This window comes from Citrobacter sp. wls827 (genome assembly GCF_005280875.1).
GTDB classification, from domain to species: Bacteria; Pseudomonadota; Gammaproteobacteria; order Enterobacterales; family Enterobacteriaceae; genus Citrobacter; species Citrobacter youngae.
On sequence record NZ_SZWR01000012.1, the window covers coordinates 113,070 to 126,441 of the forward strand.

Below are 13,372 nucleotides of genomic sequence, written 5' to 3' on the forward strand. Positions count from 1 at the left end.
TACAGCGATTGTAAATTGTGGCAAGAAAAATCTGATTAATTATTCAACAAAAACAGGAAGGTAAATGCAGTGTCAGCATTGAAGCCCGATAGCGCTATACGTACCGGGCTCAAAACCAATTGCAAGCTATTTTTGCACCCACCAGACGGCTTCGAAAGGACGTAGCGTCATGTCTGCGGGTTGGCTGGCGACCTCGGCATAGTTGTGCATCAGCACCTGCCAGTTTCCCCCGGTATGGGGCGGCTGCCAGCGTTGGAAGGTATCGCTCAGATTGGCAATGACCAGCAGTTGCTGCCCTTGCCACTCGCGCTGATAGCACCATATGTGCGGGCTGTCCGGTAACAGATCCTGATAGTCGCCCCAGGTGATAACCGGTTCCGTTTTACGCAGTGCGATCAGCCTCTGATAGGTGTAGAACACCGAGTCGGTATCGTTCAGCGCTGCCGCCACGTTGATCTCCGCCGCGTTGTCACACAGATTGATCCACGGCTCGCCCTTGGTGAAGCCCGCGTGTTGGCTGGCATCCCACTGCATCGGCGTGCGGCTGTTATCGCGGGATTTACTGGCGAGGATCGCCAGCAATTCGTTGGCATCTCGCCCCTGACCGTTCAGTTCGGCAAACATGTTATGGCTTTCCACATCGCGATAATCGGTAATCTGGCTGAAGTGCGGATTGGTCATGCCGATCTCTTCACCCTGGTAGATATAGGGCGTGCCCTGCATGCCGTGCAGCACCATCGCCAGCATTTTAGCGGCCGGCACGCGGTAATTACCTTCGTCGCCAAAACGCGACACGATGCGCGGCTGGTCGTGGTTACACCAGAACAGCGCGTTCCAGGCCTGATTGTGCATGCCCTGCTGCCAGTGGCGGAACAGGGTTTTCAGCGCCACATAGTCGGGTTTGGCTAACGTCCACTTCTCACCGTTGGGGTAATCCACTTTCAGGTGGTGAAAGTTAAAGGTCATCGACAGTTCGCTGCCATCGAGTGCGGCGTACTGCTGGCAGTTTTCCAGCGTAGTGGATGACATTTCTCCCACCGTCATCAGGCCGCGTGGCGTGAAGACGTCGCGGTTCATCTCGCGTAAAAACGCATGCGCGCGCGGGCCATCGGTATAAAAACGGCGTCCATCGCCGTCGGGATCGTTCGGGAAGCTCTGATCTTTAGAGATAAGATTCACCACATCGAGTCGTAACCCGTCCACGCCGCGATCGGCCCAGAATTCGCACACTTTTTTCAGCTCGGCGCGTACCGCCGGGTTCTCCCAGTTCAGGTCTGCCTGTTCAGGAGTAAAGAGGTGCAGATAATACTGCTCGCTTGCGGCGTGCCAGCCCCAGGCGCTGCCGCCAAATTTGGAACGCCAGTTGTTCGGTGTACTGCCTGGCGTACCGTCACGCCAGAGATAAAACTGGCGATACGGGCTGTCTTTATCCAGCGCCTCACGAAACCACGCATGCTGGGTTGAGGTGTGGTTAAACACCATATCGAGAATAATACGGATACCGCGCGCTTTCGCCTGCGCCACCAGTTCGTCAAAATCTTCCAGCGTACCGTAGGCCGGATCGACAGACAGGTAATCCGCGACGTCGTAGCCGTTATCAACCTGCGGCGAAATATAGAACGGCGTCAGCCAGATGGCATCGACACCCAGCTTTTGCAGATAGTCGAGACGCTGGGTCACGCCGCGTAAATCGCCGGTGCCGCTGCCGGTGGTGTCCTGAAAACTCTTGGGGTAAACCTGATAGATAACGCCGTTTTGCCACCAGTGTGGAATAGTCATGGTTGTTTCCTGGAAATACGCTGGGGCGCAACTGCGCCCCGAAGAAAAGTTAGATAATTTGTAATGTGCCCAGACGGTATTTACGCTGGTAAACAAATGAGGTCAGTACCATTGGGATAACAATCGCAATGACCATCGCCATACCAAATACCTGCCAGTAGGTCGGCTGGATAGAGAGGATGCCCGGCAAACCGCCGACGCCAATCCCGTTTGCCAGCACTCCGTTCAGGCCGCACAGCAGTCCGGCGAGACCGGAGCCGATCATCGCGCACAGCATCGGGAAGCGGTATTTCAGGTTGATGCCGTACATTGCCGGTTCAGTGACCCCGAGATACGCGGAGATGGCTGCAGGGACTGAGATTTCACGTTCGTTGTGTTTGCGACTGGAGATAATGATGCCCACCACCGCAGAGGCCTGAGCTATATTCGACAGCGCGATCAGCGGCCATACCGGCGTGCCGCCCATGCTCTGAATCATCTGCATGTCGATGGCAAGCGTAGTCTGATGCACGCCGGTGATCACCAGCGGGGCGTACAGGAAGCCGAACAACGCCGCGCCGATCGGGGCAAAACTACCGGTCAGCAGATGACGGACCGCAAACGCGACACCATCGCCGATCATGCGGCCAAACGGACCGATAAAGGCGTGCGCAAGGAATACCGCAAGGATCAGCGAGCACACCGGGACGATCACCAGATACAGATAATCCGGCACGATGCGCTTCATGCGCGTTTCAATAAACCCGAGCGCTAGCCCGGCCAGCAACGCCGGAATAACCTGCGCCTGGTAGCCCACTTTCTCAATGCTGAACAGACCGAAGTTCCACACCTCCGGCACTTGCTGACCGAGCAAATAGGCGTTCATCAGTTGCGGTGAAACCAGGGTTACGCCCAGCACAATACCGAGGATCGGCGTACCGCCCATTTTTTTCACTGCCGACCAGCAGATCCCGACCGGCAGATAGAAGAAGATCGCCTCGCCAATCAGCCACAGGAAGTCGTAAAGGGTTTTCAGCGAAGGATGCATCTGCGCCAGCGTCTGGCCGTTGCTCATGGGCAGATCGCCGATTACGTTACGGAAACCTAAGATCAAACCGCCGCTAATTAGCGCGGGCAGCAACGGGAAGAAGATCTCCGCAAAATGAGAAATCAGCTGTTCGTGCCATTTCATATTCTGCCGCGCCGCTTTTTTCGCCTGCTCTTTGTCGGCGCTGGCCTGTCCGGTTGTCGCCAGCAGCGCTTTGTAGTAATCGCCCACCTCGGTGCCAATCACTACCTGAAACTGCCCGGCGTTGGTGAAGCAGCCTTTGACCATCGGTAGCTGTTCGATCTCTTTGGGTCTGGCATTCGCGGGTTGATTCAACACAAAACGCAGGCGCGTAATGCAGTGACTCACCGTGGCGATATTGTCGCGCCCGCCTACCAGCTCAATCAGCCGGTCGATGTCTGCTTGTTTTACTTTGCTCATGATGACGTGTGTTCCCCGTAGGTCGGATTAGACGCTTTCGCGACGTCATCCGGCAGCTGTCTCGTTGTTGGTGCCAGAGTATATCGTCGGTGAATATTTAAAAATGGGAACGTTCCCGAAACGCAGTGAAGATCACAAATTAGTGCTCAGAAAGCGATCAGGAGAGGGTGGCGGGAATAACGATTTGCCGCAGTTCGCTGCGGCCGTTGATCTGTTCGATCAGCTGCGAGGCCGCTTGCCGTCCGGCTTCAGCGTAGCCGGGATCGACGGTGATGATCTCCGGATGGAGGAATTTCATCAGCGGCGTATTACCGACGCTTGCCAGTTGCAGGTTGTCGATTCGCTGTTCCTGCAGATATTTGCTGACGCCAAGGGCAAGCGTGTCCGTCGCACAGACTAACGCAGTTGTTTCCGGCGTAATGACATCGGCGGCATGCTCATAGCCCTGTTTCATGGCCAGACCAGGCAGAGCAGCGACAGGATGCAGTTTGTGTTTCTTACAGAATGCCAGATAAGCTTCATGGCGACGCTTGCCGGTGGTCACGTCGCTATGGGGGACGCCAAGGAAACTGATATGACGATGTTCGCGATCGTACAGACGCTGCATCAGGGTATGAATGGCGCCTTCGTCGTCATAACAGACGGAGGCAAAGCCTTTGGCATCCCTGGCCAGCAGAACCAGAGAGTCCTGCCAGGAGGTGAGCATGGTTTCTGTTACGCCGGTAAAACCAAACAACACGACGCCATCAATGTTGCGACGTTTGAGCATTCCCAGATGTTCTTCTACCAGTTCAGGTGAGAACTGGCTTTCCATCATAATCGGATCATAACCCTGCTCATAAAAGGCGGGTAGCATGGTCTGCACGGCGAGATTTTCCGAAAGTGAGTCCAGACGCGTGACGATAATCGCCACGACTTTGTCGCTTTGCCCACGCATGGCACGTGCGGAGCGGGAAGGGGAGAAACCGTGCTGATTCATCACTGCTTCAACACGTTCACGGGTGCGTTCGCTAACGCCGCTTTCGTTGTTGAGCACACGGGAAACCGTTGATTTCCCCACACCGCTTAAGCGGGCGATGTCTTTAATAGTCAGCCGATTTTGCATCCTGTTTTCCCGTTGCGCACTTTTTCAGTTATATCAAAGAGAGTAACTTTACCCATGTGGAGTGCAATGGGGAAAGTCTGCTTTAAACCGTTCACCCTTCAGGCGATGTGTATACGTTTGGTTTAGTTTCCATGCTGTATCATACCGCCATAATTGTCACAAACCTTATGGTTTTCTGCGTATAATCCGCAGCGCTTATCATTCACTTACCGGAGGCTATATGGATCCCGATCCCACCCCTCTCCCTAAATGGAGAACCCCCCCTCTCCGGTAAGCCTGTTTTCACTGTCTTACCGGAGCTGTAAGACAGTGACGTTCTGACGTCCCTGTTGTGATTTTAAAATTGCCACCAGGCAAGGCTTTGCCACGCCTGAAGGATTTACTGCGCCCGCTTATACTGGTGCAGAGGGACTGCCTATGTTCAAAAATATTACTCGCCAGCTGTTTGCCCGGCTAAACCGCCATTTACCGCATCGTCTGGTGCATCGCGATCCGCTACCCAATGCGCAGACCGTCGCCAGCACGCCGATCCCGCCTTCGCTGAGCGAACATTGCCTGAAAATGGCGCTGATGGACGAAGAAGCGCTGTGGAAAACGTTTGGCGCGCACCCGGAAGGATTGAACGCCGCAGAAGTGGAAAACGCTCGCGAGTTACATGGCGAGAACCAGCTACCGGCGCAGAAGCCGTCGCCATGGTGGGAACACCTGTGGGTCTGCTACCGCAACCCGTTTAATATTCTGCTGACTATTTTAGGCGGCATTTCTTATGCCACCGAGGATCTGTTTGCCGCGGGCGTTATCGCCTTGATGGTTGTCATCTCGACGCTGCTGAATTTTGTACAGGAGGCGCGTTCCACCAAAGCGGCGGATGCGTTGAAAGCAATGGTCAGCAACACTGCTACGGTGCTGCGCGTCATCAACGAGAAAGGGGAGAACGGCTGGGTTGAACTGCCGATCGACCAGTTGGTGCCTGGCGATATTATTAAGCTGGCAGCAGGGGATATGATCCCAGCCGATCTGCGCGTGGTGCAGGCGCGCGATCTGTTCGTGGCCCAGGCTTCACTGACCGGTGAATCGTTGCCGGTGGAGAAAGTCGCCACCAGCCGCGACCCGCAGCAAAGCAACCCGCTGGAATGCGATACCCTGTGCTTTATGGGCACTAACGTGGTGAGCGGAACGGCACAGGCTATCGTCATTGCGACCGGAGCCAATACCTGGTTCGGGCAACTGGCGGGCCGTGTTAGCGAGCAGGAAAGCGAGCAGAATGCCTTCCAGAAAGGGATCAGCCGCGTCAGCATGCTGCTGATCCGCTTTATGCTGGTGATGGCGCCAATTGTTCTCATCATCAACGGTTATACCAAAGGTGACTGGTGGGAAGCGGCGCTGTTTGCCCTGTCTGTCGCGGTGGGGCTGACGCCGGAAATGCTACCAATGATCGTCACCTCAACGCTGGCGCGTGGGGCGGTGAAGCTGTCAAAACAGAAGGTCATCGTCAAACACCTCGACGCCATCCAGAACTTTGGCGCGATGGATATTCTGTGCACCGATAAAACCGGCACGCTGACACAAGATAAAATAGTGCTGGAGAATCATACCGATATCTCCGGCAAGCCCAGCGAACATGTCCTGCATTCCGCGTGGCTGAACAGCCACTATCAGACCGGGCTGAAGAATCTGCTGGATACGGCAGTGCTGGAAGGCGTGGACGAAGAATCCGCCCGCCGGCTCTCTACCCGTTGGCAAAAAATCGATGAGATCCCGTTTGATTTCGAACGCCGCCGCATGTCGGTGGTGGTCGCTGAAGAAACCGATGTGCACCAACTGGTATGTAAAGGCGCGCTGCAGGAGATCCTCAGCGTTTGCACCCAGGTGCGCCATAACGGTGAGATTGTCCCGTTAGATGACAACATGCTGCGTCGGGTGAAACGCGTTACCGATACGCTGAATCGTCAGGGGTTGCGTGTGGTGGCGGTGGCAACCAAATACCTGCCTGCGCGTGAAGGGGACTATCAGCGTATTGATGAATCCGATCTGATCCTCGAAGGGTATATCGCGTTCCTCGATCCGCCGAAAGAGACCACCGCCCCGGCGCTGAAAGCGCTGAAAGCCAGCGGTATTACGGTGAAAATTCTCACCGGTGACAGCGAACTGGTTGCGGCGAAAGTGTGTCATGAAGTGGGTCTGGATGCAGGTGATGTGGTTATCGGCAGCAGCATTGAAGGGTTAAGCGACGACGAGCTGGCCCGACTTGCCCAGCGCACCACGTTGTTTGCCCGCCTGACGCCAATGCACAAAGAGCGCATTGTCACACTGCTCAAGCGTGAAGGTCATGTGGTCGGCTTTATGGGCGATGGCATTAACGACGCCCCGGCGCTGCGCGCGGCGGACATTGGTATCTCCGTTGACGGTGCGGTTGATATTGCCCGTGAAGCGGCAGATATCATTCTGCTGGAAAAGAGCCTGATGGTGCTGGAAGAAGGGGTGATCGAAGGACGCCGTACCTTCTCTAACATGCTGAAGTACATCAAAATGACGGCCAGTTCTAACTTCGGTAATGTGTTTAGCGTGCTGGTGGCGAGCGCCTTCTTACCGTTCCTGCCGATGTTGCCGCTGCACTTACTGATTCAGAACCTGCTGTACGATGTATCCCAGGTGGCGATTCCGTTTGATAACGTTGACGAAGAGCAGATCAAAAAGCCGCAGCGCTGGAATCCCGCCGAGTTGGGCCGCTTTATGATCTTCTTTGGACCGATCAGCTCGATCTTTGACATTCTGACTTTCTGCCTGATGTGGTTCGTCTTCCATGCCAATACGCCTGAACATCAGACATTGTTCCAGTCTGGCTGGTTCGTGGTGGGCCTGCTGTCGCAAACGCTGATTGTGCATATGATCCGTACCCGTCGTGTGCCGTTCATCCAAAGCCGCGCCGCATGGCCGCTGATGCTGATGACGCTGGTGGTAATGGTGGTGGGCATTGCATTACCGTTCTCGCCGTTGGCCAGCTATCTGCAATTGCAGGCGCTGCCGCTGAGCTACTTCCCGTGGCTGGTTGCGATTCTGGCGGGTTACATGACATTAACCCAGCTTGTGAAAGGTTTTTATAGCCGCCGCTACGGCTGGCAGTAATCCTCAACTTCTCTTCTGCAGGATGGTGTTAATACCATCCTGCATTTCACTTTTTCATTCGAAAGATATTCTCCCGAAATATTGGTGTTTTATTTTTATTGAAATGCTAACGCGGGTTATTAGTATCAAATCGCCTTCCTTGCGTTGTTTTTTTATCAATAAAACGATCTGCATTGCAAAAATGAAACAGCGTGCTAAAAATTTTAGGTGTCTGCGATTTTTTGTGAACGTAGTCATCGAAATAAATTGTTACACCAGTTAGTCTGCGCAGGTAACGTCGTTAAGAAAGTTTCTCGCTGCCCGTTTTTAATTCCGGCAGTCATTTGCTCTGCAAGCTATTCCTGTTAATGGATATTATGAACTTCTGGAGAAGGACAAATGAAACTGACAAAAAACCTGTTAAGTCTGTGTATTGGCGCGTCTGTATTACTGGCGAGTCATGCAACGCTGGCACAAACCTTTCGCGCCGCAGATGTGCATCCGGCTGATTACCCGAACGTTGTTGCCGTGAAACATATGGGGGAAAAACTTAGCGCCGCCACCGAAGGTCGTCTGGAGATTAAAACCTTTCCCGGTGGCGTGTTAGGCGACGAAAAACAGATGATTGAGCAGGCACAATTAGGCGCTATCGATATTATTCGTGTCTCAATGACGCCAGTCGCCGCTATTCTCCCTGAAATTAACGTGTTTACCCTGCCATATATTTTCCGTGATGAAGACCATCTGCATAAGGTTCTCGACGGCATGATTGGTCAGGAGATTGGCGACCGCCTGACGGCCAACACCAAATCGCGGCTGGTGTTCCTCGGCTGGATGGATGCCGGAACGCGCAACCTGATCACCAAAAATCCGGTGGTGAAACCGGAAGATTTACACGGCATGAAAATCCGTGTTCAAGGGAGTCCGATAGCGCTGGATACCCTGAAAGCGATGGGCGCTAACTCCGTTGTCATGGGCGTTAGTGAAGTATTTAGCGGCATGCAGACCGGCGTTATTGATGGCACGGAAAATAACCCGCCAACGTTTGTTGCGCATAACTATTTGCCGGTCGTGAAAAACTATACCTGGAGCAAACACTTTATTATTCCTGAGCTTTTTCTGTTCTCGAAAGCCAAATGGGATAAGTTGAAAAAAGAAGACCAGGACCTCATTATTAAACTCGCCAAAGAAGCACAGGTAGAGCAACGAAAACTTTGGCAGGATTATAATGCGAAATCGCTGGAGACGATGAAAGCCAACGGCGTTCAGTTCCACGATATTGATACGGACTATTTCTATAAAGCCACGCAGTCAGTGCGGGATAATTACGGTAAAGACCACCAGGATTTGATCAAACGGATTCAGGATGTGAAGTAATTCATCAGGTGGAGGATATCAACCCTCCGCCTGAATCTTTTGATTAATTCGAGGTGATGATTATGGGTGAATGCTATTCATCGGTAATGGATTTTCTTTATCGGGTATCAATGTGGATTGCCGGTATCGCATTATTAGTCATGGTTGCCATTATCCCTATTGGCATATTCGCGCGTTATGTTCTGAATAACGCTCTGTCATGGCCTGAGCCCGTCGCCATTCTCTGTATGGTGACATTCACCTTTATTGGTGCGGCGGTGAGCTATCGCGCAGGTTCGCATATCGCAGTGAGCATGGTGACTGATCGTCTGGGTGATGCTTCCCGTCGTTATTGCTCGATAATCGCAGACGTTATGCTGGTGGCGATAAGCCTGTTTATCCTCTGGTACGGAACCAATCTCTGTCTTGAACTGTGGGACCAGCCCGTGGCGGAATTCCCGCTTTTAAGCGCCGGGCAAAACTACCTCCCATTGCCGATTGGCTCTGCCATAACGCTGCTATTTATCGCGGAAAAGATTTTCCGTGGTCCGCAGTACCAACGTCCCGTTGTCATGCTGGGTTCGACCAGCTAGTTACCGCCCCCATTTCAGAAAGGAAAGCAGATGGATGCATTTATTCTCGTCTTTACGCTCGGCATTATGCTGGCGATTGGGGTACCGGTAGCGTACGCGGTTGGTATTAGCGCCATCATTGGGGCCTGGTACATTGATATCCCACTGGAAGCGGTGATGATCCAACTGACCAGTGGGGTGAATAAGTTTTCGCTGCTGGCGATCCCGTTCTTTATTCTGGCCGGGGCTATTATGGCCGAAGGGGGAATTGCGCGGCGACTGGTGAACTTTGCCTATATTTTTGTTGGCTTTATTCGCGGCGGACTGTCGCTGGTAAACATTGTGGCATCAACCTTTTTTGGCGCTATTTCTGGATCGTCTGTAGCGGATACCGCGTCCATTGGTTCGGTGATGATCCCGGAGATGGATAAAAAAGGTTATCCGCGCGACTTTGCCGCGGCGGTAACGGCCAGTGGTTCGGTGCAGGCGATTCTTACGCCGCCCAGCCATAACTCGGTTATCTACTCGCTGGCAACCGGCGGCACGGTGTCGATTGCCGCACTGTTCATCGCCGGGATCCTGCCGGGTCTGCTGTTAAGCCTCAGCCTGATGGTGATGTGCGTGGCTTTTGCGCACAAACGCGGTTACCCAAAAGGGGAACGCGTACCGTTTCGCCAGGCGCTGAAGATTTTCGTCGATACGCTGTGGGGCCTGATGACGGTTGTGATCATTATGGGTGGTATCCTGTCAGGTATCTTTACCGCGACGGAATCAGCGGCAATTGCCTGTCTGTGGGCCTTCTTTGTCACCATGTTTATCTATCGTGACTATAAATGGTCTGAGCTGCCAAAGCTGATGTTCCGCACGGTGAAAACGGTCACGATCGTCATGATCCTGATAGGCTTTGCCGCCGCATTCGGTGCCGTCATGACCTATATGCAGTTGCCGATGCGTATCACCGAAGCCTTCACCAGTATTTCGGACAACAAATACGTCATTCTGATGTGCATTAACATCATGTTGCTGCTGATCGGTACGCTGATGGATATGGCGCCGCTGATCCTGATTTTGACGCCGGTTCTGCTGCCAGTGACCAACGCGCTCGGCATTGATCCGGTCCATTTTGGCATGATCATGCTGGTGAACTTAGGGATCGGCCTGATTACGCCGCCGGTAGGGTCAGTGCTGTTTGTGGCCAGTGCGGTGAGTAAGCAGAAAATAGAGCAGGTGGTGAAGGCGATGCTGCCGTTCTACCTCGTGCTGTTCCTGGTGCTGATGCTGGTGACGTACATTCCGGCGATTTCGCTGTTCTTGCCGAAACTGTTTGGCGTGATGTGATAAATGCCCGGTGGCGCTCGCGCTTACCGGGCCTACCTAAATTCATTCCGGGCTTCCATGCCCCTTTTTTTTTGTGTTTCACACAATGCAGCTAAATATTTTCTGAATTATGGCATTGCCAGTGTCTTCCAACAGAATACGCTAGATTATAAATGTTAACATCTTGTCATGTTAATTATTCTCAGGAGGCATTATGAACGCTTATATATTGGGGAGAGAGGAACCTGAATATAGTATTGATGTTGGAAGTGGTGAATGGTGCAGTGCGGGGCATTTTTCAGATCAATTTTATTATTATAAATATTACCTGGAGCAATTGATTGATGGGAGCTTATATTTAAAGTATCGCTATCCTTTTGCACGAGAAAATTTACTGCATTATTTGCAAAATACGGGTGAAGACATACATATTAACTTAACTGATATGATGGGAAAATCAGCCCAGTTAAGGGATAATTATGTGCAATTATTGGATGCAGCAAAGAGTTTTTGTAAAACATTACCGCCAGGTCAGCATGAGTTTACTTCTGCGCATGTTAATACTGATGATTTTATTTCTAGCGATCCAGACTTGTTTTATGCTATAGGAGGTTATCAATACTGGGGCAAAGGTCGAGTGCAAATTACCGAAGATAAGTATAAAAATACAATGAGCAATGGTAGTAGACTATGTAGTTATAATTTGACATTTCAGTTTAAGTTTTTTGACAGGTATAACTGGAATGTTAGTGTCGCAAATTCTGGAGTTCGTTTAGGTAGTATCGTTCCTGTGAATGATACTTTTATGGGGAGGTTTCATCAGGAGTGTCTGGCCAGAGAGTACAATATTTTTGGTGCCATTGAGTCAGAGGTAAAATGGCATGACTGAGCATGGCACTTTATTTTACATAGAAAAAATACTTACTTTCGCTTTAGTTTGTGCCTTTTGTTATATGCTGTATATTATTTCGGTTTGCTGGTTACCAGTACGTGAAAGTCACTATCTTCTGGTTGTACAATGGTGCCGTAACGATGATTCAAATACCCACTATGCAAAGAATTTATCCTGGCATGGTTTATATGTTTATTTGGAGAAATCGTCTGGGAATATTATTGTAAGGGAAATGAACACTCCTCTACACGATCCATTTCAGCCTTATCGGTACGTTTACCGTAAAATTGCACATGAAAATGATATATCCTTGGTCGCAGAGAAATGGGGGGTAATTAAGTGTCAGGGAAAAAATAAAGCGCTCATTGGTTCATCTGGTTATTCTTTTTTATGGAGACATGGCCAATGAAGACTTTTATAAGACGAGCTACTATAAAAATATTTTTTTTACTAATTATAATGTTTATCTGTATTTTTTCTATTAATTCAGTTGAAAGATATAACAACATTGTTGGTTTTAAAATTCACAATAAGGTAGTTTATACATTGGAAAAGATGAAGAATGATAGTGATGATGATCTTAAAATTAATATTTATAGTTCAAGGTTGAACTGGGTTTTAGGACAAACCTGTTTCTCAGAGAATATAGAATCACAGCAAAAAGGGGAAATGGAATTATATAATTGGGGTGTGGGGATAATCGAAAATGAAACCATCACCTTAAAGAATAATGGAAGAGAATTGATTTTTTCAGTTATAGGCTGCAATACTTAAGGAACCCTGCCAGAGCAGGGCTCTCTAATAAGACTTAGCGACGAACGGCGATCGCTTCAATCTCGATTTTCACGTCTTTCGGCAGACGGGCAACTTCTACGCAAGAACGCGCCGGGAAGGTGGCGTTGTGCTCGGTGAAGAACGCTTCGTAGGTGGCGTTGACGGTGGCAAAATCGTTCAGGTCTTTGACGAAAACGGTCGTTTTTACGATGTCGCCCACTTTCAGGCCTGCTGCTTCAACGATAGCTTTTACGTTTTCCAGCGACTGACGTGCCTGAGCGGACACGTCTTCCGCTACGGCACCGGTTTTCGGATCGACCGGGATCTGACCGGAAGTGATTACCATGCTACCCAGGTCAACGCCCTGAACGTATGGGCCGATTGCTGCTGGTGCATTTTCCGTCGCGATAGTCTTGCTCATGATTTCTCCTGAATTTACAGCGGTAAGGTAGGCTACATCCTTTCATCAGGGAATGCAGCCTTATGTTCCCGCTCATTATAGGGAGCCGGGATCTCATAACCAACCCTAATTAGTTGGCCAGCACCACATAATGCGAAAACTCTTTTTCACAGTATTTGCATTTGAGTGCGATGTCATCGGCGCGCTTTTTCACTGCAAAACTGGAGGAAACCGGCTCAGCATGGCTGATACAGTTGCTGTTCGGGCACACCAGTACGTTGTCGATGCGCTCCGGCAGGCTGGGGCGTGATTTACCCACCACATCATAATCGTCAATGCGGTTTACCGTTGCCTGCGGAGCGTACAGGGAGAGCTGGTTGACCTGCTCGTCGGTCAGGAAGGTATTTTCGATTTTAATCAGGTCTTTACGGCCCATCTCGCCAGACGGCAGGTTCAGTCCGATAGTGATGCGCTGGTCGGTTTCGGTCAGTTTGAACAGCGTCAGCAGCTTAAAACCAACCTGTGCGGGGATATGGTCAATCACGGTGCCACGTTTGATGGCTTCAACCTGCAGTTTGTTATCGTGTGTCATCTCTTTTTCTCC

General features: G+C 51.1%; 12 protein-coding genes. 7 read left to right on the plus strand and 5 right to left on the minus strand.

The features are described from left to right. Positions 1-126: 126 nt before the first annotated feature. The 3 genes from treC to treR form a co-directional block, all read right to left on the minus strand. Positions 127-1,779 (minus strand): alpha,alpha-phosphotrehalase, encoded by a 1,653-nt coding sequence (gene treC, locus FDX03_RS07430; RefSeq protein ID WP_137345723.1) that lies wholly within the window; start codon positions 1,777-1,779, stop codon positions 127-129. Between the two features lie 49 nt (positions 1,780-1,828). Beyond that, positions 1,829-3,247: a PTS trehalose transporter subunit IIBC gene (gene treB / locus FDX03_RS07435; protein WP_137345724.1), complete on the minus strand. Its 1,419-nt coding sequence runs from the start codon at positions 3,245-3,247 to the stop codon at positions 1,829-1,831. Between the two features lie 157 nt (positions 3,248-3,404). Further along, positions 3,405-4,352 carry a trehalose operon repressor TreR gene (treR, locus tag FDX03_RS07440; RefSeq protein WP_137345725.1) on the minus strand — a complete coding sequence of 316 codons (948 nt, stop codon included), beginning with the start codon at positions 4,350-4,352 and terminating at the stop codon, positions 3,405-3,407. 417 nt (positions 4,353-4,769) lie between these two features. Between treR and mgtA the strand changes: the two genes are divergently transcribed. The 7 genes from mgtA (at position 4,770) to FDX03_RS07475 (ending at position 12,368) form a co-directional block, all read left to right on the plus strand. Continuing rightward, a complete protein-coding gene (gene mgtA / locus FDX03_RS07445; RefSeq protein ID WP_137345726.1) occupies positions 4,770-7,478 on the plus strand; it encodes a magnesium-translocating P-type ATPase in 2,709 nt (902 codons plus the stop codon). A 378-nt stretch (positions 7,479-7,856) separates the two neighbouring features. Next, positions 7,857-8,834 carry a TRAP transporter substrate-binding protein gene (locus FDX03_RS07450; protein ID WP_048216914.1) on the plus strand — a complete coding sequence of 326 codons (978 nt, stop codon included), beginning with the start codon at positions 7,857-7,859 and terminating at the stop codon, positions 8,832-8,834. A 62-nt stretch (positions 8,835-8,896) separates the two neighbouring features. Then, positions 8,897-9,406 (plus strand): TRAP transporter small permease, encoded by a 510-nt coding sequence (locus tag FDX03_RS07455; protein ID WP_048212838.1) that lies wholly within the window; start codon positions 8,897-8,899, stop codon positions 9,404-9,406. Between the two features lie 30 nt (positions 9,407-9,436). Continuing rightward, on the plus strand, positions 9,437-10,723 hold the full coding sequence (locus tag FDX03_RS07460; RefSeq protein ID WP_003830349.1) for a TRAP transporter large permease: 1,287 nt from the start codon (positions 9,437-9,439) through the stop codon (positions 10,721-10,723). A 193-nt stretch (positions 10,724-10,916) separates the two neighbouring features. Continuing rightward, positions 10,917-11,591 carry a hypothetical protein gene (locus FDX03_RS07465; RefSeq protein ID WP_232034658.1) on the plus strand — a complete coding sequence of 225 codons (675 nt, stop codon included), beginning with the start codon at positions 10,917-10,919 and terminating at the stop codon, positions 11,589-11,591. Beyond that, positions 11,584-12,003: a hypothetical protein gene (locus FDX03_RS07470; protein ID WP_071887313.1), complete on the plus strand. Its 420-nt coding sequence runs from the start codon at positions 11,584-11,586 to the stop codon at positions 12,001-12,003. Before FDX03_RS07465 ends, FDX03_RS07470 begins: the two co-directional genes overlap by 8 nt. Next, positions 12,000-12,368 carry a hypothetical protein gene (locus FDX03_RS07475; protein WP_048212837.1) on the plus strand — a complete coding sequence of 123 codons (369 nt, stop codon included), beginning with the start codon at positions 12,000-12,002 and terminating at the stop codon, positions 12,366-12,368. Before FDX03_RS07470 ends, FDX03_RS07475 begins: the two co-directional genes overlap by 4 nt. 34 nt (positions 12,369-12,402) lie before the next feature. Here the strand turns inward: FDX03_RS07475 and ridA are convergent, their stop codons facing one another. Further along, positions 12,403-12,789 carry a 2-iminobutanoate/2-iminopropanoate deaminase gene (gene ridA / locus FDX03_RS07480; RefSeq protein ID WP_000047544.1) on the minus strand — a complete coding sequence of 129 codons (387 nt, stop codon included), beginning with the start codon at positions 12,787-12,789 and terminating at the stop codon, positions 12,403-12,405. Between the two features lie 109 nt (positions 12,790-12,898). Then, positions 12,899-13,360 carry an aspartate carbamoyltransferase regulatory subunit gene (gene pyrI, locus FDX03_RS07485; RefSeq protein WP_003025816.1) on the minus strand — a complete coding sequence of 154 codons (462 nt, stop codon included), beginning with the start codon at positions 13,358-13,360 and terminating at the stop codon, positions 12,899-12,901. Positions 13,361-13,372 lie beyond the last annotated feature (12 nt).